17 protein-coding genes, 1 tRNA gene and 2 pseudogenes are annotated in these 23,566 nt (G+C 42.2%); 8 read left to right on the plus strand and 12 right to left on the minus strand.

Features of this window, described 5'->3' with window-relative positions:
- A pseudogene (locus tag AAC155_RS20725) lies at positions 1 to 135 on the minus strand (transposase family protein); the annotation flags it as partial.
- An 87-nt stretch (positions 136 to 222) separates the two neighbouring features.
- Here AAC155_RS20725 and AAC155_RS20730 point away from each other — a divergent pair.
- Positions 223 to 951 (plus strand): annotated as a pseudogene (locus AAC155_RS20730) (substrate-binding domain-containing protein); the annotation flags it as partial.
- Between the two features lie 62 nt (positions 952 to 1,013).
- On the opposite strand, the gene AAC155_RS20735 reads toward AAC155_RS20730, so the two are convergent.
- The 4 genes from AAC155_RS20735 to AAC155_RS20750 form a co-directional block, all read right to left on the minus strand.
- Positions 1,014 to 1,415: a nuclear transport factor 2 family protein gene (locus tag AAC155_RS20735; protein WP_113043969.1), complete on the minus strand. Its 402-nt coding sequence runs from the start codon at positions 1,413 to 1,415 to the stop codon at positions 1,014 to 1,016.
- Between the two features lie 181 nt (positions 1,416 to 1,596).
- A complete protein-coding gene (locus AAC155_RS20740) occupies positions 1,597 to 2,652 on the minus strand; it encodes an alkene reductase (protein ID WP_113043970.1) in 1,056 nt (351 codons plus the stop codon).
- A 395-nt stretch (positions 2,653 to 3,047) separates the two neighbouring features.
- The gene (locus AAC155_RS20745; RefSeq protein ID WP_113043971.1) at positions 3,048 to 3,338 is read right to left on the minus strand and encodes a type II toxin-antitoxin system RelE/ParE family toxin; all 291 of its coding nucleotides are present in this window, start codon (positions 3,336 to 3,338) and stop codon (positions 3,048 to 3,050) included.
- Positions 3,307 to 3,543, minus strand: a complete 237-nt coding sequence (locus AAC155_RS20750) for a TA system antitoxin ParD family protein (RefSeq protein WP_011146234.1) — start codon at positions 3,541 to 3,543, stop codon at positions 3,307 to 3,309. Before AAC155_RS20750 ends, AAC155_RS20745 begins: the two co-directional genes overlap by 32 nt.
- A 313-nt stretch (positions 3,544 to 3,856) precedes the next feature.
- Here AAC155_RS20750 and AAC155_RS20755 point away from each other — a divergent pair, with 313 nt between their 5' ends.
- Both AAC155_RS20755 and AAC155_RS20760 read left to right on the plus strand, forming a co-directional pair.
- Positions 3,857 to 4,054: a hypothetical protein gene (locus AAC155_RS20755; RefSeq protein ID WP_146748134.1), complete on the plus strand. Its 198-nt coding sequence runs from the start codon at positions 3,857 to 3,859 to the stop codon at positions 4,052 to 4,054.
- Between the two features lie 27 nt (positions 4,055 to 4,081).
- Positions 4,082 to 5,803, plus strand: a complete 1,722-nt coding sequence (locus AAC155_RS20760; RefSeq protein WP_113043972.1) for a phospholipase — start codon at positions 4,082 to 4,084, stop codon at positions 5,801 to 5,803.
- Between the two features lie 194 nt (positions 5,804 to 5,997).
- Here the strand turns inward: AAC155_RS20760 and AAC155_RS20765 are convergent, their stop codons facing one another.
- Positions 5,998 to 7,329: a D-serine ammonia-lyase gene (locus tag AAC155_RS20765; protein ID WP_113043973.1), complete on the minus strand. Its 1,332-nt coding sequence runs from the start codon at positions 7,327 to 7,329 to the stop codon at positions 5,998 to 6,000.
- Positions 7,330 to 7,745: 416 nt separating this feature from the next.
- The gene (dsdX, locus tag AAC155_RS20770; RefSeq protein ID WP_113043974.1) at positions 7,746 to 9,083 is read right to left on the minus strand and encodes a D-serine transporter DsdX; all 1,338 of its coding nucleotides are present in this window, start codon (positions 9,081 to 9,083) and stop codon (positions 7,746 to 7,748) included.
- A 250-nt stretch (positions 9,084 to 9,333) separates the two neighbouring features.
- Between dsdX and dsdC the strand changes: the two genes are divergently transcribed.
- Together dsdC and AAC155_RS20780 are read left to right on the plus strand one after the other, a co-directional pair.
- The gene (dsdC, locus tag AAC155_RS20775) at positions 9,334 to 10,272 is read left to right on the plus strand and encodes a DNA-binding transcriptional regulator DsdC (RefSeq protein WP_113043975.1); all 939 of its coding nucleotides are present in this window, start codon (positions 9,334 to 9,336) and stop codon (positions 10,270 to 10,272) included.
- 273 nt (positions 10,273 to 10,545) lie between these two features.
- Positions 10,546 to 11,094: an Ail/Lom family outer membrane beta-barrel protein gene (locus AAC155_RS20780; protein ID WP_113043976.1), complete on the plus strand. Its 549-nt coding sequence runs from the start codon at positions 10,546 to 10,548 to the stop codon at positions 11,092 to 11,094.
- 180 nt (positions 11,095 to 11,274) lie between these two features.
- Here AAC155_RS20780 and AAC155_RS20785 read toward each other — a convergent pair.
- Positions 11,275 to 11,350: transfer RNA gene (locus tag AAC155_RS20785), tRNA-Lys, on the minus strand.
- A gap of 252 nt (positions 11,351 to 11,602) precedes the next feature.
- On the opposite strand from AAC155_RS20785, the gene cycA reads away from it, so the two are divergent.
- A complete protein-coding gene (gene cycA, locus AAC155_RS20790) occupies positions 11,603 to 13,009 on the plus strand; it encodes a D-serine/D-alanine/glycine transporter (protein ID WP_113043977.1) in 1,407 nt (468 codons plus the stop codon).
- Between the two features lie 224 nt (positions 13,010 to 13,233).
- Here the strand turns inward: cycA and putP are convergent, their stop codons facing one another.
- The gene (putP, locus tag AAC155_RS20795) at positions 13,234 to 14,718 is read right to left on the minus strand and encodes a sodium/proline symporter PutP (protein ID WP_113043978.1); all 1,485 of its coding nucleotides are present in this window, start codon (positions 14,716 to 14,718) and stop codon (positions 13,234 to 13,236) included.
- A gap of 486 nt (positions 14,719 to 15,204) precedes the next feature.
- Here putP and putA point away from each other — a divergent pair, with 486 nt between their 5' ends.
- The gene (gene putA / locus AAC155_RS20800; RefSeq protein WP_113043979.1) at positions 15,205 to 19,185 is read left to right on the plus strand and encodes a trifunctional transcriptional regulator/proline dehydrogenase/L-glutamate gamma-semialdehyde dehydrogenase; all 3,981 of its coding nucleotides are present in this window, start codon (positions 15,205 to 15,207) and stop codon (positions 19,183 to 19,185) included.
- An 80-nt stretch (positions 19,186 to 19,265) separates the two neighbouring features.
- Here putA and fliZ read toward each other — a convergent pair whose 3' ends face one another.
- From fliZ to AAC155_RS20815, 3 genes are all read right to left on the minus strand, one after another.
- Positions 19,266 to 19,778 carry a flagella biosynthesis regulatory protein FliZ gene (gene fliZ / locus AAC155_RS20805; RefSeq protein WP_011146218.1) on the minus strand — a complete coding sequence of 171 codons (513 nt, stop codon included), beginning with the start codon at positions 19,776 to 19,778 and terminating at the stop codon, positions 19,266 to 19,268.
- A 52-nt stretch (positions 19,779 to 19,830) separates the two neighbouring features.
- Positions 19,831 to 20,553 carry an RNA polymerase sigma factor FliA gene (locus tag AAC155_RS20810; RefSeq protein WP_113043980.1) on the minus strand — a complete coding sequence of 241 codons (723 nt, stop codon included), beginning with the start codon at positions 20,551 to 20,553 and terminating at the stop codon, positions 19,831 to 19,833.
- A gap of 246 nt (positions 20,554 to 20,799) precedes the next feature.
- Positions 20,800 to 21,867: a FliC/FljB family flagellin gene (locus AAC155_RS20815; RefSeq protein WP_113043981.1), complete on the minus strand. Its 1,068-nt coding sequence runs from the start codon at positions 21,865 to 21,867 to the stop codon at positions 20,800 to 20,802.
- Between the two features lie 274 nt (positions 21,868 to 22,141).
- Here AAC155_RS20815 and fliD point away from each other — a divergent pair, with 274 nt between their 5' ends.
- On the plus strand, positions 22,142 to 23,563 hold the full coding sequence (fliD, locus tag AAC155_RS20820; protein WP_113043982.1) for a flagellar filament capping protein FliD: 1,422 nt from the start codon (positions 22,142 to 22,144) through the stop codon (positions 23,561 to 23,563).
- The last annotated feature ends 3 nt before the right edge of the window (positions 23,564 to 23,566 follow it).

A 23,566-nucleotide genomic window follows, 5' to 3' on the forward strand; every position in this document is an offset into this window, starting at 1 on the left:
CCAACCTTCAGCGCCAGCGAGAATGGCGCTGATGACAAGAAAAATAACATCAATCAGCTCGTATTGACGATTGATGTCAGAACGAGTTTCTTTCACAACGGTTAAATGTTCAATCAGGGTCTGGTTCGGATTCATGGGCGAGTATTAAAAAGAAAAATAAGGAGAATGAGATCATATAATTACGGTTCATTCAAGGGGGGGGTAAAAAAGTATGCTCGCGCCCTGGGATGTCATGAATATGACCATAATAAAGAAGCTGAAATTATCATGACATTACTGCAAAGCAATGCAGTCGCATTGGTGATTTTTGGTTCGCTATTGGCAGATAAAACCCACAGCAATATTTCTCATATCAATATTCCCATTATTAATGTTGCAAACTCTCATCAACAGCAGACGGCAATTAATATAGAAACCGATTTTTCCGCGGCTGCCTATACGTTGACTGAACATATGTTGAATAATGGCCGCAAGCATATCGGTTATATTGGCGCCCAAATGGATAGCCGTTTACGCAATCAGCAAATTAATGGCTGGCATAAAGCCATGCTGCATCACTATCAGAATGCTGACCAAAATATCACTACCTCGGATACTGCTAGCATGCAATTTGGTCGCCAGGCAATTACTGAAATGTTATTACGTCAACCTGAACTGGAAGGTGTGATTTGCAGTCACGAAGTGATTGCCCTAGGTGTCATGTTTGAATGTCAGCGGCGTCTACTTAAAATACCCGCTGATTTGGCTGTTGCTTGTCTGGATGGTTCAAATAACTGTGACCACACACAGCCAACACTGACATCAATTCGCATTGATTATCCCCAAATAGGCAGGGACACCGGAAAATTACTGATAAAACTGCTCACTCAACAAGGTGAAGATGAAACAAAACATCAAAACAACCGATATCACCTATTTTCGTATAAGTTCGAGCCTAGACAAAGTGCTTAGTAAAATTGATCACCCTATGCTATTGTTTGGCTCAGTTAATATTGCCGGCATAATAACCGATGTCACCGAATAGCATAATCTGCATGAGCACGCTCAATCTGAAGCGTATCGGCAGTTTGTTGTAATTTAACTAGCCGCCCATCCCGCACTGTCCATATATGAACGAAACGAGAAATGAACCGTTTGCCACGCTTCACCCGTCCCAAATAATTACCCAGAACAATGACATGATCATCTGACTCAAAATATTCAGAACTGTCCACAATAAACTCATCAATATCATTTAAAAACGGCACAAAAAAATTATTTAATATATCCTCAATCCCTTCATAAACCCCACCATACCGAGATCCTTCGGTAACATCCCAAATAATATCGCTCGCCATGATCTGGCGAAGAACATCAATATCACCCATAGAGTCGTAAAAACGACGAACAATAGATACATTTAATGAATCTGACATTATCATTCTCCTTCAAATTATCCTGCAATGAAATATGACCGGCTCTTATAAAATGAGCCAGCCGGATATCTTGGGACGTTCAACCAAAAAGCGCCATTAAAGCTTTAAATTAACATCCCCGAAAAACAATTCGAATATCTTTCATGTTAGGCTATCCACTGCGGGTAAGATATCCCCTTACCTAGGTAAGCACTGGATAATCAGTATAGCCTATAGCACCAGGAACCATAAAAGTTTCCGGTTGTTGTTCATTAAATGGCGCTTTAGCTAAAAACCGGTGAGGTAAGTCTGGATTGGAGATGAATAATTGACCAAAAGCCACTGCATCAGCCCGGCCGTCAGCAAGAACTTGCTCGGCACTTTCTTTAGTAAGTTCCTCATTAGCAATATAGGTTGACCCAAAAGCCTCTTTTATCACCTTACTTAAGTCACCATCAACCACAGCATCACGTGAGAAGATAAAAGCAATACCTCGTTTACCAAGTTCACGTGCTACATATCCAAACGTCGTCACAGGATTGGAATCCGCCATAGAGTAATGACCACCACGTGGGGACAAATGCATACCAACACGTGTTGATCCCCAAACCGAAATACAAGCGTCTGTCACTTCCAGCAGCAACCGAGCCCGATTTTCGACTGAACCTCCGTACTGATCTGTGCGCAGATTAGCATTATCTTGCAAGAATTGATCGAGCAAATATCCATTGGCACCATGTATTTCTACTCCATCAAACCCTGCCGTTTTCGCATTTTCCGCTCCGCGTCTGAATGCTTCAACAATGCCGGGAATCTCCTCAGACTCAAGCGCCCGAGGAACCACAAAAGGACGTTTTGGGCGTAATAAGCTAACATGACCATCAGCCGCAATTGCACTTGGCGCCACCGGCCGTTCTCCATTAAGGAAAACAGGGTCCGATATCCGCCCCACATGCCAAAGCTGTATAAAAATACGCCCACCAGCAGCATGCACAGCATCCGTGACCAATCGCCAGCCAGCAACTTGCTCATCCGACCAAATACCCGGCGTATTCTCGTAGCCAACTCCCTGTGGGGTTACGGAAGTCGCTTCGCTGATAATCAAACCAGCGGAAGCGCGTTGAGCATAGTATTCCGCCATTAGCGCATTAGGGACACGCCCTTCTCCTTCTGCACGGTTACGTGTCAGAGGAGCCATAATGATGCGATTTGGCAAGTCGAGATCACCAATGCGAATTGGGTCAAAAAGTGTAGGCATATTTTTTCTCTCATATAGATTAATAAATACACTTCGTTGCAAATCATCAATAGCTGCATAGCCAAGTCATACCAGAAACAAACTAATACAACAATGATTTTGCTTGAGAATGATATATACCCTATTGATTTCAAGATGCATCGCGACGGCAAGGGAGTGAATCCCCGGGAGCATAGCAAACTATGTGACCGGGGTGAGCGAGCGCAGCCAACAAAGAGACAACTTGAAAGATAACGGGTATACGCCGCTTGTAGCCTTTGATTTAAGTAAATAGGGGTTTATTGAATGAGTGGTGTAAAAAAGGCCACGCAATACGCAGCCTTGAAACGCGCTTTATTGGATAGAGCCCCTAGCCCCTATCCAATGAGTTTAAAATCTGCTTTTCTGTGTCGCTTTTATTCCTGATAAAAATTTTCATGAGAGCCAAAGTTCAGCAGGTATAACTCTATTTTCTCTTCAACCCAACAGTAACCAAGCAATGTTAACTGGTTATTTAACTGAAATTTATGAACTCGAAGGAAACTTAAATCACCTTTCTTCTGCTCACCGATCTCAGGATTATCAATTATTCTATCAATCTCATCTTCTACTATCGTAAGAAGATCTTCAGATAACTTAGATAATGCCTTAGAGAAACGTCTTGTTTCATAAACTTCAATCTTTGGATCTTTTTGTCCTTCTGACATAACGCGACACCTTACCGCTATTGACTTCGCTTTTTGCCAGTAAAGAATCAAGGATAAAAGAGTACGGCAAATCAGGGTTATCCTCCGCAATGCGGCCAATCTTAGCCCAATGCTCGATTTGCTTAGGTACACTTCTGCTTGAAGCTTCTGCATGAATTTTTACATCATTCACGAAATCATCATCCAAACGTATACTGATAGCCATAGTTTAGTTTACCCCTCTGGGATTTTGTACTACATGCGTTATAAAATGCACGTGTATAAAATGCAACATTTTATCGCATTATGCAATTATTAATTACAATTTCGATATCTCTATTCCCATGATATAAAAGGGAACCTCTCAAAATCCCCCGCTCAACGCAATAAGACACAGCAAGGCCAATTTTATTTTCATTCTCAATAAAATTGGCTTCATTGAATTGTTGATATCGCCTGAATTACGGATCTATACCCTATGGATTTCAAGATGCATCGCGACGGCAAGGGAGTGAATCCCCGGGAGCATAGCAAACTATGTGACCGGGGTGAGTGAGCGCAGCCAACAAAGAGGCAACTTGAAAGATAACGGGTATATGGCTCAGAAAAGTCGATTTATCCCCCCCCCCTTTAAAAATGCGAAGTCGGTTCTATCTTTTTTAACTTCCCCCCCTCAAAAATTGATTATGATTATAAATAGCTTGCCTGATGCTGGCAGGCTGTTGGTTGATATGTAAAAAAATTGTTGCTTGGAGGATGTATATATGAATTTATTGGATGGTTTACAAAAAAAACTGGACGGTTACTTTAATAAAACAAGTGAAATCAACTATGTAAAAATATTTGATACTCCCAAAATATGGGGGCTTCCTTTTGGAAAAGAGATAATGCCACAGGCGGTTAAAAGAGCAGCGGAATTTGAAGATGCTATTGTAAGCATTCTGGAAAACATGCGTTATCGCTGCGATATTTCCTCCTTGAATGCCCCGGATGCAGAGTGGAGAAAAGTTATCCTATCAGCTATTGATCGCGCATTTACCAAAAAAATAAACAGGAAGGACAGAACTCAGATAAGGTTCTTATTCGCTCAAACACCGACATCTTTATTAAACGGTGTGAATTCATACTTTGAAGGTACCCCTGAATATCTGGCATTGAAGAATGATATTATTAAATTAATTCAAGAAAGGAGAGATCATTGGGAGTGTATACCTGAAATATGGATTGGTCGGTTTTACAGGATAGTAGACGGACTTAAAGTATCATTAGAGAAGAAAGTGCTGCCAGAAGAAATGTTTCCAGAAGATGATACCAGAATGACATGGAATCATACAAAAATTATCGCAGTTGATGGAATTGAGTCATTTGTCGGGGGCCATAATTTAAATATGGATCTTTTTAAAAACTACCCTCCAGTTCATGATGTCTCTGTTAAAGTTATAGGAACGGCATCATTAAGCTCACAATTATTTTTAAATAACATGTGGGAAGCTAATACAGACCTCTTAACTAAAGAATTCTTTGATATAGATGAAAATAGATGGGTTAATGCAAATGGTATTGTGGGAAAGCCAGCAGATCCATTAAAAAAAGAGCACATTACTGAATATATAGACAGAAAAAAAGAAGAATGCCTAAAAAATCCACCTAAGGACCCAGAATATAAGAAAACAAGCAGGATATTATCCGTAGGTAAATATTGGTCTGGGCCTGATATGCGAACGGATTATAAAAAAGGCTCCGAAATAATGAAAGAGTTTATAATAAAGAATGCAAAGAAAAAAATCCGCATGTCCCAACAGGATCTTGTCAGTGCATGGAAAAAACAATGGAAAGATCATCATGTGTGCCGATGGTTAATCGAAGCATTACTTTCCAACCCCGAACTGGAAGTTCAAATTGTTGTATCGCCACTTGATGCAGCAGCTGGTGCTGCTGGTGATCAATATTCTTTTGGTTCTGGAGCCAAAAGAACGTTTGAAATATTTAAATACTATTTGACACATGATGAGCATACCGATGAGAAGCTGGAAGATCCTGATGGAATCAGGCAAGCCGCATTGAAAAGAATTGAGGTTGCCCCTTTTTTCTTTACAGACAAAGTACCTGAAGATCTTTTGATTGAAGGCACTACATACAAATGGCCAACCCCGGATGAAAATTCTTATACTGCTACGCTAAAAGAACCGTCTCTTGCTGAAAGACCCCCACAGATAGGTGCTATAGGACGCCCATTCCGATCCTTAATTAAAGCAAGTGGTCCGGTATATCCCAAAGTTCCCCCTGCTCCTGGGAATCATGCAAAAGTAACAATAATTGATGATGAACTCTACGTGGTTGGTTCTGATAATCTCTATCCGGGTTATCTTTCGGAGTTCAACTATCTTATTGAGGGAGAAGATGCGGTGAAGGCTTTCATAGAATCCTACTGGGAACCGTTGTGGAAATATTCAGGAACACATTCATTTAATTACAAAAATGTTTGATGTAAGTAACCAGTGTACTGATATATTCCCGCCAACTGCTGGCGGGAATATTACTTGAAAAACATTAAGGAGATGACTTTTCAGAGTAGGAAATCAAATCAACGCGTTTTTCAGTAATAATCTGGAGGCCAGCAAGATATTGAACCTGATAAACCAGATGCTGGCAACCGGATTGCCCCTGTGAAAAAGACCAATTAGATTTTGGCTGTCACCAAATATTTTGTCATTTCATCATCGGGCACCATACCACCGCCGGTTGCCCAAACCAAATGCGTAGCCTGTTTCATCTTTTCTGCTGAAAGGTTCTTATTGTTCAGGTAATCAAGGTTTCCACTCACACGAGCAGGACCCGCCATCCCAACTAACGCCGAAGGCTCTAACCGGATACCTTCATCACGATCCAGTAAGCCCAACAGATTATACATTTCCTGATCTTGAACAGTATAAAATCCATCCAGCAAACGTTCCATCGCTCGCCCAACAAAGCCGGAAGCCCTGCCTACCGCAAGACCATCGGCAGCAGTGATATTGTCGATTCCGATATCCTGTACGCAAATATTGTCATGCAAACCAGTATATACCCCCAACAACATACTGGGAGAATGGGTCGGTTCAGCAAAAATGCAGTGCACATGATCACCAAAAGCCAGTTTCAATCCAAATGCAACACCACCAGGACCGCCACCAACACCACACGGCAAATAAACGAATAGTGGGTGATCTTCATCAACCACAATATTCATCTGCTCAAACTGCGCCTTTACCCGTCCACCTGCGACAGAATATCCCAGAAACAACGTTTGGGAGTTTTCATCGTCAATAAAGAAACAGTTAGGAGTAGATTCAGCTTCTTTACGCCCTCTGGCCACGGCTACCCCATAATCTAGCTCATGTTCCACGACATTGACCCCATGTGAACGTAGCTTTTGCTTCTTCCATTCACGAGCATCGGCAGACATATGTACGCTGACATTAAAGCCCAATTTTGCACTGACAATACCAATGGACAGCCCCAAATTGCCGGTAGAACCTACAGCAATGCTGTATTGATTAAAGAATTGTCTAAACTCTTCTGAAAACAGTTTGCTGTAATCATCGTTTTCAGAAAGCAACCCCGCCTGTAATGCCAATTTTTCCGCGTGAGTTAACACTTCATAAATTCCACCACGGGCTTTAATCGAACCGGAAATGGGCAAGTGGCTGTCTTTTTTAAGCAAAATGTTCCCTGTGATACCCATACCATAATGTTGCTCCAGTGTTTTTTGCATCGTAGGTATAGCCACTATTTCTGATTCAATAATGCCATGTGTGACGGCTGTTTCTGGAAAAGCTTTACATAAATAAGACGCAAAACGATCCAAGCGTGCTTCAGCATCCTTAACATCATCAGCGCCCAAACCGACAAAAGGCAATCCCTCTTTCAAGGTGGGATTACAAGGGTTAAACCAGAAGATTTCCTCTAATTCCATCAAATTTTTTACTAACGGATGTTCATTTAGTAATTGTTGAATTTCAGTACTTTTCATATATGTATTAACCTAAAATAAGTGTTTCCCTGGTATATACCCGTCATCTTTCAAGTTGCCTCTTTGTTGGCTGCACTCGCTCACCCCGGTCACATCGTTATCTATGCTCCCGGGGATTCACTCCCTTGCCGCCGCGATGCATCTTGAAATCCATAGGGTATATAAAAACAACTCTTGCTTTTTTGATTATTAGAATTTCTTATTATATTTACTGCAACTTCCTACAAATATCAGCACATCATACTTTATTTTTTATCTTCCCCTTATTTTGATTACTACGTTAATGTTTATCTTGTTTATTATTTTAGATATAAATTTGCCTATTTTATAGGCTTCCCTGGTATTGACACTTCGCACTTCTTATTCTTATTTTTCAAGCTGAACGGTTACTTCTTTCCATTACATAATGGTAGCCATTACACGATGGTAGAAAGAAGAAACGTCCCAGCCAACGCAACCACAGAAGCAATAAATGTTGCGGTTGTATAATACTTAAAAGTTTCACTGAGCGTTGTTCCGCAATATTGCTTAACCAACCAAAACAGTGAATCAGTCACAATAGTACCGCCGATAGCACCTGAACCAATAGCCAATGTAATGATTTCAGGGCTAATATCTGGATATAGCGGCAGCATAGGCGAAACAATCGCTGTTGCCCCCATCATTGCGACTGTTGCTGAACCAACCGCCGCATGCAAAATAATGGCTACCAACCAAGACAAAAGAATTGGGTGCATATCCAGACTCGACAAAATAACAGCCAATGTATCACTAAGGCCACTGACTTTTAAAATACTATTAAATGCTCCGCCCGCGCCGATAATTAATAAAATATTGGCGATAGAAGAAAAACAATCTTCCGTTTTCATCAACAGAGTACTCATTCCCATATTTTGCTTGATGCCCAAGGTGTAATAGGCAACAAACGCGGCAATGAACATGGCTGTAATAGGATTACCAATAAATTCCAGCACCGTATAAAACGTGGTACCTTTTTCCATATTTAATTCAGTAACCGTTTTAGCCAACATTAACCCAATTGGCAATAACACAGTAAACAATGTGATGCCTAAAGAGGGTAAATTCTCTTCTTTACGAACTGCAATTTCAGAAAATTCAGCCGGAATCGATTTAAAAGGCAGACGGTTACCGAGAAGTTTCTGAAATAATGGACCACCCACCAAAGCGGCAAACAGGCCAACTATCAGCCCATAAATAATCACCGAGCCAATATCCGCACCCAATTTATTCGTCACAAATAATGCAGCCGGGTGTGGAGGAATAATACAGTGAACCGCCATCAACGCTGTACATAATGGGATCGCTAATTTCAGCAGTGACGTATTGGTTTTCCTGGCAATAGAAAATGCCAGTGGAATTAACAATACCACCCCAACTTCGACAAACAGCGTAATACCACAAACCAAACCAATCAGTACCATAATGATATCAGGTGACAGCCATCGGCATTTTTGCAATGTGATACCAATCCGCTCTGCCGCGCCGGATATCTCCATCATCTTACCAAGAATGGTCCCCAGACCAATCACTACGGCTAAAAAACCTAACGTATCCCCGATTCCCCCTTGAATGGCGCTCACCATTTCAACAGGGTTCATTCCCATTAAAGCACCGACATAAAAACTGGCTAACAATAGAGCAAGAAAAGGGTGAATCTTTAATTTAATTATCGTAAATACAATTAACACAATACTTGTGAGTAACGTACCAATCACCCAAGGTTGTGAATCCACTTAATCATTCCCCACAGTTAACCTTTGTTCGTCTCACGAATTTTCATTATTGAATATGAATATTCAATTTTTGACAAATGATTAATACATAGCCATGCATGAATCAGATTGAGCCAATTCAGTGATACCGATCAAAATTTTCACTTTATTTGCGATTTAAATCACTAAAACTATCTGAAACATACCGCCTTAATGATACGGTTATATTATCCGTCTTATCCGTCGTCGATGAACTAGAAACACGATAAATATGTACACAGATGATAATTTCATGGTTGTAAATAAGTTACTCAATGGAAGCCAGTTATCAAAGCTGCATACATTTGAGATAGCCGCTCGTCACGGCTCTTTTGTTCTGGCTGCTGACGAATTAGCTATCACTGCCAGTGCGGTCAGCCATCGAATCAGTTCTCTGGAACAAGAGTTAGGATTCAAACTGTTCCAACGTTTTCACAGAAAAATTGAATTAACTTGTGAAGGAAAGCGTTTATTTTGGACAATTAAATCAACGCTGGAACACCTAAATCAGGAAATTCTGGAAATAAAAAATCAGGAGTTATCGGGTAACCTGACTATTTACTCCCGTCCGACCTTTACTCAATGCTGGCTAGTGCCTAAATTAGCTGATTTTAATCAGCTATATCCATCCATTAACCTGAACATCTTAGTCGGTAATGAAAATGTGAATTTCCGCGGTTATGGTATCGATCTTGCGATCTATTTTGATGATATTATATCCAACGAATTATCACATCAATATCTGATGAGTGAGTATATTACCCCGGTCTGTAGCCCGCAGTATGCCGAACAACATAATCTAATGGGAAATATTGATAATCTACGATACTGCACACTATTGCATGATAAACAAGCATGGAGCTACGATTCTGATACCAAAGAGTGGAATACTTGGGCAGAACACTTTAGCATTACACTGGAGCCATCACAAAAATGTATTGTCTTTGATCGTTCCGATTTAGCTGCCGTTGCTGCAATACACCATGCAGGTGTTGCAATGGGAAGAAAAAATATGATTTGGGAAAAAATTGAAAACAATGAATTAGTCGCCCCCTTTCCCAACACTGAAGTATTATGTCAACAATATTACTATACCTGTACCCTGCCTCAACAACAGAATGAGAAAGTCAATGCCTTTATCCAATGGCTAAAATCAACTATAGACAAATAAAAATATAGCCAACCATTAACGGATATAACAAACCCGCTCTATTTTAAGTGGCGACAGTTAGTCGCCACAGAATTTAACAACGGAGTTTATTCTTCACTATTTCTATCCTTAAAAAGTCAGTAACAATGTAATGATTTGAAAATAACATCTAAATTTAATCAAAAAATATATACTCATGGTGTAAGTTATGATACTCATCACAACTGCTAGTAAGCAAATCGTTTAAATGCATTATAAAGTCGTTTATTTTAGAAGTATATAGAGTGTAATGAAATGCAAAAATTGTTATTAAGCTGTGGAGTTATCTTTTCTGTATCTGCGATAGCTTTACCTGCTCAAGCAGAACAACATACAGCCTCAATCGGATACGCCTATGTGAAACCACAAGATGTAAGTGCACTAAATGGTGCAACATTGAGTTACCGATATGAGCTTGATGATCAATGGGGGCTATTATCATCATTTACCTTTGCTAAAGGAAATGAAAAAGAAACAAAATATTACACAAGGGATGACTTAAAGTACTATTCTTTAATGATTGGCCCAACCTATAGAATTAATGACTATATTAGTTTATATGGGCAACTCGGGCTATCCAGAATAAATGATAAATCTACTGCCCACTATAGTGGTGGATATATCGAGAAAGAATCAACAAGCAAAAATACTTTAGGTTGGGGAACGGGTTTTATTATCAACCCAACTACCAATACCTCAATTACCGCCGGTTATGAAGGTAGCCGTTTTAGTATTAAAGACGGAAATGAGAAAGATCACTTATCTACTAACGGTTTTAATATAACTGTCGGCTATCGTTTCTAATTTAATTAATGAGCAATGTATCATCACCAGGGTTGAATATTCCACAAAATTGACAATCTTGGTGATTTATCGAAATAATCTTAACTCAATTCTACATGCCAGAAAGCCTAACCCTCGCTTAAGAAAGCTTATCAACAATGAGTAGCCGCCGATAATTAACGCATTTAATTGGCCTTAACTTGGTGGGTTGTCGGGGGCTCGAACCCCGGACCAATTGATTAAGAGTCAACTGCTCTGCCGACTGAGCTAACAACCCAATATGAGCAATTATTCCCCGATACAAAGCTAGCGTCAATATATTATGGCTATTTTTTTCTAAAAGAATAATTCACATTCAATTCCAACAGCATTGACAAGTTAAATTGCAACCAATTTGTTTTTAAAGTGAGATCAGACTGTTATTACTATAGTAATCTGTGTCACAATCTTTTTCGCAAACATCATCATATATAAGGCCACTTAAAGAGCCGTAACAATTTACCTAAGAAAATATTGGATACTATATACTATGGCAGAAAATATACACACTTCACTTTCCGCTAAAACCGGGGAAACGCAGTTGCAACGTAATCTAAGCAACCGGCATATACAACTTATCGCTATTGGCGGCGCCATCGGCACGGGTCTGTTTATGGGATCAGGGAAAACAATCTCTCTCGCCGGACCATCGATCATATTCGTTTATATGATTATCGGTTTCATGCTGTTCTTCGTGATGCGCGCAATGGGTGAACTATTGCTTTCAAACCTGAATTATAAATCATTCAGTGATTTCTCCGCCGATTTGCTCGGGCCCTGGGCAGGTTTTTTCGTCGGCTGGACTTATTGGTTTTGTTGGGTCATTACCGGTATCGCCGATGTAGTCGCAATCACTTCCTATATCAGCTATTGGCAACCAGATTTTCCACAATGGCTTACTTCCCTACTCTGTGTTTCACTGCTGCTCTCCCTTAATCTGGCTACAGTGAAATTATTCGGGGAAATGGAATTCTGGTTCGCTATGATAAAAATCGTTGCCATTATCGCTTTAATCGTGACAGGCGCTGTTCTGATTGGCATGCATTTTCAATCTCCAGCCGGTCATACCGCTTCACTGGCAAATATATGGAATGATGGTGGATTCTTTCCCAAAGGGTTAAGTGGATTTTTTGCCGGATTTCAGATAGCTATATTTGCCTTTGTGGGCATTGAATTAGTAGGCACCGCGGCCGCAGAAACTAAAGATCCAATGAAATCGCTACCCAGAGCCATTAATGCCATCCCGATTCGTATTATCACCTTCTACGTGCTGGCGCTGATAATTATTATGTCAGTCACACCGTGGCGTTCAATCATTGCAGATAAAAGTCCTTTTGTTGAGCTGTTTGTTCTAATCGGTTTACCCGCTGCCGCCAGTATCGTGAACTTTGTGGTATTAACCTCCGCCGCCTCTTCAGCAAACAGTGGGGTTTTCTCCACCAGCCGCATGCTATTTGGATTAGCAAAAGAAGGCGATGCACCACAGCAATTCAGCCGCCTTTCACGCCGTTCTGTGCCTGCATCAGGGTTAATCTTCACCTGTTTATGTTTATCCTGTGGTGTGGTGCTGATTTATTTAATTCCTGATGTTATGCATGTATTTACCCTAGTCACTACCGTTTCAGCCATTCTGTTTATGTTTATTTGGAGCATGATCCTATGCTCATATTTGGTTTACCGGAAACGTCGCCCAGCATTACATAAGGCTTCAACCTATAAAATGCCATTGGGTATTATCATGTCATGGGTCTGTCTGGCATTTTTTGCATTTGTTCTGATATTACTCACTTTACGGGATGATACCCGCCAGGCATTAATCATCACGCCTGTTTGGTTTCTGGTCTTAATTATCGGTTTTCAAATTGTAAAAAAACGTAGAACACGTTTGTACAGCTAACTTATTCAACTCCTTAATATCTATATACCCGTCATCTTTCAAGTTGCCTCTTTGTTGGCTGCACTCGCTCACCCCGGTCGCATAGTTTGCTATGCTCCCGGGGATTCACTCCCTTGCCGTCGCGATGCATCTTGAAATCAATAGGGTATATGACCTAGTGGTCTGGTGAAGGCATTTCGCCTTCACACTTTTTTTACCTTTATTGCAATTTACCTTATTTCAACTCATTTAGTCTTATATTGCGCCTCAGCATCAATAAAACGCTGTTGCGCTGCGCTGCTCGGCGCTTTACCCAACAGACTCACAATCACGATCGCAATAGAAGCTAAGATAAAGCCAGGAATAATCTCATACAACGCAAACCACTGGTATTTCATCCACACCAATACCGTGACGGCCCCTACCAACATCCCCGCTAATGCGCCATTACGTGTCATACGTTTCCAGATAACAGAAATCAGTATGACCGGGCCGAACGCAGCACCAAATCCAGCCCATGCATTACTGACCAGAGCCAGTACTTTATTGTCCGGGTTGGTTGCTATCACCATCGCGATGACCGCCACCAGCAGCACCATGAAACGCCCCACCCACACTAACTCTTTCTGGCTGGCAGATTTACGGATAAAGGGTTTGTAAAGATCTTCCGTCAAAGCACTTGCACATACCAGCAACTGGCAGCTTAAGGTACTCATCACCGCGGCCAGAATAGCAGAGAGTAAAATACCCGCTATCCACGGATTAAACAGAATAACCGCCAATTCCATAAAGATACGCTCACGGTTAGCTATGACCGGGCCAGACAGTTCAGGATGCACCTCAAAATAAGCAATACCAAAGAAACCGACAGCAATAGTGCCCGCCAAACATAACACCATCCAGGTCATACTGATACGACGAGCCTTGCGGATAGTGTGATGGGAGTCTGCCGCCATAAAACGCGCCAGAATATGTGGCTGACCAAAATAACCTAACCCCCAACCCAACAGCGAGATAATGGCAATAAAATTCAACCCTTTGAACATATCCATATAAGCCGGGCTTTTTGCGGCTATCAGAGCCAGAGAGGTATCAATGCCACCCACAGAGAAAATAACGATGACCGGCGTCAAGATAAGCGCAAAGATCATTAATGTGGCCTGAACCGTATCAGTCCAACTGACCGCCAAGAAGCCGCCAAGGAAAGTATAGGCAATTGTTGCTGCGGCACCGAGCCACATGGCCTTCTGATAACTGATACCAAACGTACTTTCAAATAATAATCCTCCGGCAACCACGCCAGAAGCACAATAGATAGTGAAGAATATCAGAATAACCAGCGCAGAAATAATACGTAGAATTTTGCTACTATCGTCAAAACGACCGGTGAAATAATCCGGCAATGTTAGCGCATTATTATTGACTTCCGTCTGGATACGTAGCCTGCCTGCCACCAATTTCCAGTTCAGGTAAGCACCTAAAGCAAGACCAATGGCTATCCAGCTTTCTGAAATCCCCACAAAATAGACTACGCCAGGTAAGCCCATTAATAACCAGCCACTCATATCCGAAGCACCGGCAGACAAAGCCGTTACCACGCTACCTAATCGCCTTCCTCCCAAGATATAGTCATCAAAATTTTTGGTTGAACGATAAGCCAAAAAACCTATCAACAACATTCCAGTAATGTAGACAATAAAGGTGATTAGCATTGGTGTATTTACTGTCATGCAAGTTCTCCATAGTGTTATCTGTGTTTTGCAAATCCGCAGTTCTCCCGGGTACACAGAGTTTTCCCTGCCAGGTTCAGGAACGTTGCACCTGATTGCACCTAAAGATGGACCATAATTCTAAATTGAAATAATTATTTTTGTAACCAATTAGAAAGTTACAGTGAATCCTAGATTAGCATCAGGTAATTTAACAACTAATTAACGTCATTTTTTACAAAAAACGTTTACTGAATCACATTTATTTGATTTTAAAATTATACTTTTTAACCATTTTAGGGTCATACGCCTATATTAACTACAAAATGTTAAACCAATATATATCAATCAAATAAAGTCACAAAAATAAATATATCCACATAATTATAATAACTAGATTAATTTCACAAAAATAAAACAAGCGATTCTCATAAGGTTGCACAAAGTTGCAACATGTCAGATATTATCATGCAATTTTAGATAAACCTTACCTATTAAGGAGCAAAGATGGGTAGTACAACAATGGGCGTGAAGCTTGATGAAGCAACGCGCGATCGCATTAAAGCTGCGGCACAACGGATCGACCGCACTCCACATTGGCTAATTAAACAAGCTATTTTTAATTATCTTGAACGTCTTGAAAACGATGAACAGATCGCTGAACTCTCTGCTAATCAGGATATTAAAGAAGAGAAGGTAATCGCAGAAGAAACGGTAACAGATTCGTCTCATCAACCTTTCCTCGACTTCGCAGAACATATCCTGCCTCAATCAGTAAAACGTTCCGCAATTACTGCGGCCTATCGCCTGCCAGAAACACAGGCAGTTCCCATGCTGCTACAACAGGCGCAATTGCCAGAAGATCAGGCACAAGCGACTCATAAGCTGGCTTACAGCATTGCAGAAAAATTGCGTAACCAGAAAAACAGCATGGGTCGTTCAGGTCTGGTTCAAGGGTTATTGCAGGAATTCTCACTTTCATCTCAGGAAGGCGTTGCGCTAATGTGTCTTGCGGAAGCCCTGCTCCGTATTCCTGATAAAGCCACTCGCGACGCGCTGATCCGCGACAAAATCAGTAACGGCAACTGGCATTCTCACCTAGGCCAAAGTTCGTCCATGTTTGTCAATGCAGCAACCTGGGGGCTACTGTTTACCGGCAAACTGGTTTCTACCCACAACGAAGCCAAACTCTCCAATTCACTGAATCGCATTATCAGTAAGAGCGGCGAACCATTAGTGCGTAAAGGCGTAGATATGGCAATGCGCCTGATGGGTGAACAGTTTGTGACCGGAGAAACCATCGCCCAAGCGCTGGCAAGTGCACGTAAGCTGGAAGAAAAAGGGTTCCGTTACTCCTACGACATGCTAGGTGAAGCCGCTTTAACTGAGGAAGATGCTCAGAATTATATGGTTTCTTACCAACAAGCCATTCATGCTATCGGGAAAGCATCTAACGGCCGCGGCATTTATGAAGGGCCTGGAATTTCCATTAAGCTTTCTGCCCTGCACCCGCGTTATAGCCGTGCTCAATATGAGCGCGTCATGAATGAGCTATATCCACGCCTGCTTTCTCTGACATTACAAGCTCGCCAATATGATATTGGTATCAATATTGATGCCGAAGAAGCAGATCGCCTGGAAATTTCTCTCGATCTGTTGGAAAAGCTCTGTTTTGAACCGCAACTGGCTGGCTGGAATGGCATTGGTTTCGTTATTCAGGCTTATCAGAAGCGCTGCCCCTTTGTTATCGATACAGTTATTGACTTAGCACAGCGCAGCCGCCGCCGATTAATGGTCCGACTGGTAAAAGGCGCTTACTGGGATAGCGAAATTAAACGTGCTCAAATCGACGGGCTGGAAGGTTACCCAGTTTACACCCGCAAAGTTTATACTGACGTTTCTTATCTGGCTTGCGCCCGCAAGCTGTTGTCAGTACCCAATCTGGTTTATCCTCAATTCGCTACTCATAACGCCCATACTTTAGCTGCCGTTTATCATATGGCAGGCCAAAACTATTATCCCGGTCAATATGAATTTCAATGCCTGCATGGCATGGGAGAACCCTTGTATGAACAAGTGGTCGGGAAAATCGCTGATGGTAAATTAAACCGCCCATGTCGTATTTATGCGCCAGTAGGCACTCACGAAACACTGTTGGCTTATCTGGTCCGCCGTCTGCTGGAAAACGGTGCTAACACCTCCTTCGTCAACCGTATCGCCGATACCACATTACCACTGGATGAACTGGTTGCCGATCCGGTGAAAAAGGTTCAGAAGCTGGCCGAAACCGAAGGCCAAATCGGTCTTCCACATCCGAAAATTCCTCTGCCTCACAATCTGTATGGCAAAGATCGCGCAAACTCAGCCGGTCTGGATCTTGCCAACGAACATCGTCTGGCTTCTCTTTCCAGTGCACTATTAAGTTCTGCTACCGAAGAGCAATATAGCGAGCCACTACTGGGCGGCAATTATCACCATCAAGGTGAGTTACCGGCCGCTAAACCGGTTATTAACCCAGCGGCCCCTTCGGATATTGTCGGCCATGTTCGTGAAACAACTGAACAGGAAGTCGGTCATGCGCTGGATGTCGCAACAGAAGCCGGCGCAATCTGGTTTGCGACGCCACCATCAGAACGGGCCGCTATTCTGGTTCGTGCGGCGGAATTGATGGAAAATCAGATGCAACCGCTATTAGGTATTTTGGTTCGGGAAGCCGGCAAAACCTTTAATAATGCGATTGCTGAGGTACGCGAAGCGGTCGATTTCCTCCATTATTACGCAGGACAGGTTCGCCATGATTTCGCTAATGATACGCATCGCCCACTGGGGCCAGTTGTCTGTATCAGCCCGTGGAACTTCCCATTAGCCATTTTTACCGGACAGATAGCGGCTGCATTGGCTGCCGGCAACAGCGTATTAGCAAAACCTGCGGAACAGACCCCATTAATTGCGGCAACAGCGGTCAAAATACTGCATCAAGCAGGTATTCCCCACGATGCATTGCAATTATTACCCGGCCAAGGTGAAACCATTGGTTCTCTTCTGGTGGGTGATGAGAGAGTACGAGGCGTGATGTTTACTGGCTCCACTGAAGTGGCCGGCCTATTACAACGTAATATTGCCGGACGACTTGATGCACAAGGGCGCCCAACCCCTCTGGTTGCCGAAACTGGTGGTCTGAACGCCATGATTATCGACTCTTCCGCACTGACCGAACAAGTTGTTACTGATGTGATCGCCTCTGCTTTTGACAGTGCAGGTCAACGTTGCTCTGCCTTGCGTATCCTTTGTATTCAAGATGATGTAGCAGAACGCACCATTACTATGCTGAAAGGCGCCATGTCTGAATGCCGGATGGGTAATCCTGAGCGCCTGTCTACCGATATCGGCCCGGTCATTGATGCGGAAGCCAAAGCCAGCATTGATCGTCATATTCAAGCAATGCGTACCAAAGGGCTCACGATTTATCAGGCAGCACAAGATAATGTGGTTGACAATCAAGAGTGGGATCAAGGCACTTTCGTTAAACCGACACTGATTGAACTGGAAAGCTTTGATGAATTGAAACAGGAGATTTTCGGCCCGGTTCTGCATGTTGTTCGTTTTAAACGTAACGAGCTGGATAAATTGCTGGATCAAATTAATAGCTCCAACTATGGCCTGACTCTGGGTGTCCATACTCGTATTGACGAAACGATTGCACAAGTTACCGCTAAGGCGAAAGTCGGTAATCTGTATGTTAACCGCAACATGGTAGGCGCTGTTGTTGGCGTACAGCCATTCGGTGGTGAAGGCTTGTCTGGTACCGGACCGAAAGCAGGCGGCCCACTCTACCTATACCGTCTGCTCTCTTGCCGTCCTCAAAATGCGATCAACCAAACGTTGGAACGTCAGGATGCTGAATATCCACTGGATGCCAATGTCCGTTCAGTACTGATGGCACCCTTTGATGCATTAACAGAATGGGCAGCCAATCAGCACAACGAAGAGCTAAATCAGTTAGTTCAACAATATAAATTGCTGGCACAAGGTGGCACCACTCGCCTGTTGCCTGGGCCGACGGGTGAACGCAATACTTATACCCTGTTGCCTCGTGGTCAGGTGCTGTGTCTGGCGGATAATCAACAAGATACATTCATTCAACTGGCAGCAACACTGTCTGTAGGCTGTCAGTTGCTATGGCAAAATGATGAATTACATCAGCAACTGTTTCGTCAATTACCAGATAACGTCCGTAAATCAATCAACTTGGTTCAGGACTGGCAGAGTGAAGATACGGCATTCGAAGCGGTTATTTATCACGGCGACTCTGATCAACTGCGTCAAGTTTGCGAACACGTCGCGCAACGTAAAGGCGTTATCATTTCCGTACAAGGTTTTGCCCGTGGAGAAACTAATTTGCTGTTAGAACGTCTGCTACATGAACGCTCACTGAGCATTAATACCGCGGCGGCGGGGGGTAATGCCAGTCTGATGACTATCGGTTAATTTCAGTTATAGCTAAGGGGAACATATCAAACATGTGTTCCCCCAAAATTAATCATCTCTTTGCTGTTTATATTTCCAGCTTAGTGACCGCCCTGTTGCCAGCTCAAATACTGTTCATACTTGCGCAAAGCAATGTTGTAGTTACTGAATGCCGACTGTGACAGCTTTTCACTCAGTTTTTCCTGAATTTTCTCTGTTGTGAACTCTTTTACAGGGTAATTGCTTGAAGTGAGCAATTCATCCAAACGTCGTAAACGAACCACATACTCACGAACAGTACTATGACTCATTTCAGTCTGTTCAAACAGGTACTGTTTGAAAGACATGATGTCAAAATAATCTGTCTCGCTATTGCAATAAATCTCACTGCAAAAACGACATAACGCGACAAATTTATCTTGCAGCTCATCCCAAGTCTTGTCATCAATCAACTCCGTCATCTCGGAGATGGACTCTTTGTTGATCACTTGGCCATTAAAAACCAAAGAGATACGGTCAAGAGCTTTGTGACAATGCAAGCAATGAGTTTGACTATGTTTGTAGTCTTTAATGTAACGGCTGAGCGGCCGTTTCTTTTGTGTTGTAACAGACATAAGAGATAAGCCCTGTGTGTAGTCTTAAACAAAAAACAAATAAGCAAAAAAGTTACTTTTCCGGATTTAAGCGTGCCCGCAAGCGTTTAATCGCCTGGCTGTGTAGCTGACTTATACGGGACTCCCCGACTTCAAGTACTGCGCCAATCTCTTTCAGATTAAGTTCTTCCTGATAATACAGCGTCAGAACCATTTTTTCTCGCTCAGGTAACGAATCGATAGCCTCAATTACCCGTTGACGAACGTCACTCTCCAGCAATTGTTGTAAGGGATTAGTTTCATGCCCTTCTCCAATGGCAGGCTCACAGCTTTCACCATGAATTTCATGCCATTCGTCATACGAAAACAACTGACTGTTATTCGTATCTAACAGTATCTGCCGATATTCTATCAGATCAATCTTTAATTCTTTAGCAACTTCCTGCTCACTGGCTGGACGGCCTAAGTCTTGCTCAAGTTTACGGATGATGTGCGTCACTTCGCGCGCATTACGACGCACGCTACGCGGAGCCCAATCGCGGCTCCTTAACTCATCCAACATTGCACCTCTGATGCGTTGTACCGCATAAGTGGTAAACGCGGTTCCTTGTAAGGAATCAAAACGTTCCACCGCATTTAGTAAGCCGATTCCCCCGGCCTGAAGTAGATCATCCAGCTCCACACACGCGGGTAACCTAACTTGTAGCCTTAACGCTTCATGGCGAACTAATGGTACGTAGCGCTTCCAGAGGCTGTTTTTGTCCATCACGCCTTCGGCGGTATACAAATCGCTCACAACAACAGACACCTTTGGAAAAAGAGACTAACCATCATTATCCAATCCCCTAACAAGGGCAATCGTTTGAACAATGTAGTAAAAACACTTCTTTTTCACCTATGCGAAATTTATTGTCTGCCTAATAGTATCACAAATTTTAGGCTGTTCCTGATAAACTCCTAAAAAAGAAGGACCGGCGAGCCGATCCTTGATTTGTTTGGATTTTTATGTGAATCAGGTTCACATATTGCCCTAGCTGAGCAATTAACGCAGCAGAGACAATACAGTCTGAGGAACTTGGTTAGCCTGAGCCAGAACCGCAGTACCCGCTTGTTGCAGAATTTGACCACGGCTCATGTTAGATACTTCGGTCGCGTAGTCAGCATCTTCGATACGGCTACGAGCAGAGCTCAGGTTGTTAACGGTGTTGTTCAGGTTGTTAACGGTAGATTCCAGACGGTTCTGGATAGCACCCAAAGAACTGCGCAGGCTGTCAACTTGTGCCAGAGCGCTGTCCAAAGTTTCTAGAGGCTTTTCTGATGCTTTGGCAGTGATGTCTGCACCTGCTGTTAATTTACCCTCTTTAGTAATAGTGGCTTCGAAATATTTTACTTTGCCATCTGTATCGTCAGTACCTTTGACAACATATTTACCAGGATCAACTGAACCATCATTCTTAACGGCTTTATAGACTTCTACATTTTTCAGGTCCTTAACTTTAGCGTCGGCAGTATGATCGATATCTTTCTTCCCACCTGCACCATCGTCAACCTGTTTAACTACTTCTCCGTGTGGAACTTCCGCAGAAATAGTAAATTTACCCAGATTCAGAGCTTCTTTGTCGATTTTTTTCAGATCGATGTCGATAACTTCGTTATCATTAGCACCAACTTGAATGGTCATTTTGCTATCTTCACGCAAAACACGAACACCATTGAACTGAGTTTGTTCAGAAATACGATCAATTTCCTTTAAACGCTGAGTCACTTCTTCCTGGATAGATTTGATATCACTTTCAGAGTTGCTGCCGTTTTGTGACTGAACAGTCAGTTCACGAATACGTTGTAAGTTGGTGTTAATTTCGTTCAGTGCACCTTCGGTAGTCTGTGCAATAGAGATACCGTCATTAGCGTTACGTGCTGCCTGAGTCAAACCTCTAACATTTGCAGTGAAACGGTTAGCGATCGCTTGACCAGCCGCGTCATCCTTCGCGCTGTTGATACGCAGACCAGAAGATAGACGCTCAATAGCGCTACCCAAAGTACCCTGGGATCTATTCAAGTTATTCTGAGTCAGCAGGGACAGGCTGTTGGTGTTGATGACTTGTGCCATAGTTAGAGTTCCTTTTTAAAATCAAGTCGATATATAAGTTTGGGTTTTACCCACGGTGTTCATCACCGCCAACAGTTTTATCGGCGCTCCTCAAAGAACCTTTAATTTTTCTTGAAAAAACTTTTTCTTTTTTATCACGCTGCCCTGATAAGCCAAACAACGTCGGTTCTTCACGACTATTCTTACCATAGAAAAATTATTTTTATTAGTAAACTTTTCTAAAAACTTACCGATAACCGGTTCAATAAAGCTTTACTAATAAAGGAGTCAATAAATGGCTAGCATTTCTTCATTAGGCGCCGGGTCGGGGATGGATCTGGGCTCTATATTGGATAAACTTCAGGCAGCAGAACAAAAACGTTTAGTACCGCTGACACAGCAACAAACCAGTTATAAAGGTAAACTAACCGCTTTTGGTACATTAAAAGGCAGTTTAGAAAAACTGGAAACCGCGTCTGAATCACTGAAAAAATTCGATAAACTTAACACAACCACTGCCAGCGAAAAACATGATGCATTCGTTGCCAGTACTGATTCCAAAGCCAGCCCAGGTAACTACAGTATTGAAGTTAAGCAATTGGCACAGGCACAATCATTAAAAACAGAAAAAGTCAATAATATCAAAGAGTATGTGGGTGAATCTTTGGGCGAAGGTAAAACCCGGACAATCACTATTACTCAGCCTGGTGAAAAAAAGCCGATGAAAATCGAGCTGACAGATGGACAAACATCCATCATTGAGATTCGTGATGCGATTAATAAACAGGAAAGTAATGTCAACGCCAGTATTATTAAGGCAAAAAATGGCGAAAATTATTTAGTGCTAACGGCTAAAAAAGCGGGCACTGAATCCGTGATGACCATCACTGTTGAAGGTGATAACAAACTTAGCGAGTTTCTAGACTATCCGGGCACAACGAGTAAACTCACTCAAACCGTCGAAGCTAAGAATGCACTGTTAACCGTTAATAAAATCCCAATTGAACGTCAGACAAACCATATTACCGATGCACCCGAAGGCGTTAAACTAGATCTGAAAAAAACGACCGAGGATAAAGATAAACCAGGGGAATATAAGCCAGAAATGCTGGTCATATCCCGTGATATTGAGCCGATGAAAGAGGCGATTAAAAACTGGGTTGATGCTTATAATGAATTACAAACGACATTTGATTCACTGACCAAATTTAAGCAAGTAAAACAGGGTGAAGAACCGTCGAAAGATAATGGTGCTTTATTAGGTGACAGCACATTACGCGGAATACAGAACCAGCTAAGAAGCCAGATTTTCAGCTCTCAGGCAGTTAATGATATTCCAACCCTGAATAAACTGGGCATTAAACAAAAGTTTGACGGCAAGCTGGAAATTGATAACGAAAAACTGGAAAAAAATCTAAAAGAAAAACCGACTAATGTAAAAGCATTCTTTATGGGTGACGGTAAAGAAACGGGTTTTGCCACCCAGACACATAAGCTACTAAAAGATGCTCTGGATAGTCATGAAGGTACTTTAGTTACCGCGACTAATGGCATTAACAAGCGTCTAAAAAACCTTGATCAACAAGTAGACAGGACGAAACAGAATATTAACGAAACAATTGAACGTTATAAACGCCAATTTTCACAACTGGATAAAATGGTCTCTTCCTTGGGAAAAACCGGTAGCTTCCTATCACAATTACAGCAAATGAGATAATTA

It is taken from the genome of Photorhabdus sp. HUG-39 (assembly GCF_963878365.1).
GTDB classification, from domain to species: Bacteria; Pseudomonadota; Gammaproteobacteria; order Enterobacterales; family Enterobacteriaceae; genus Photorhabdus; species Photorhabdus kayaii.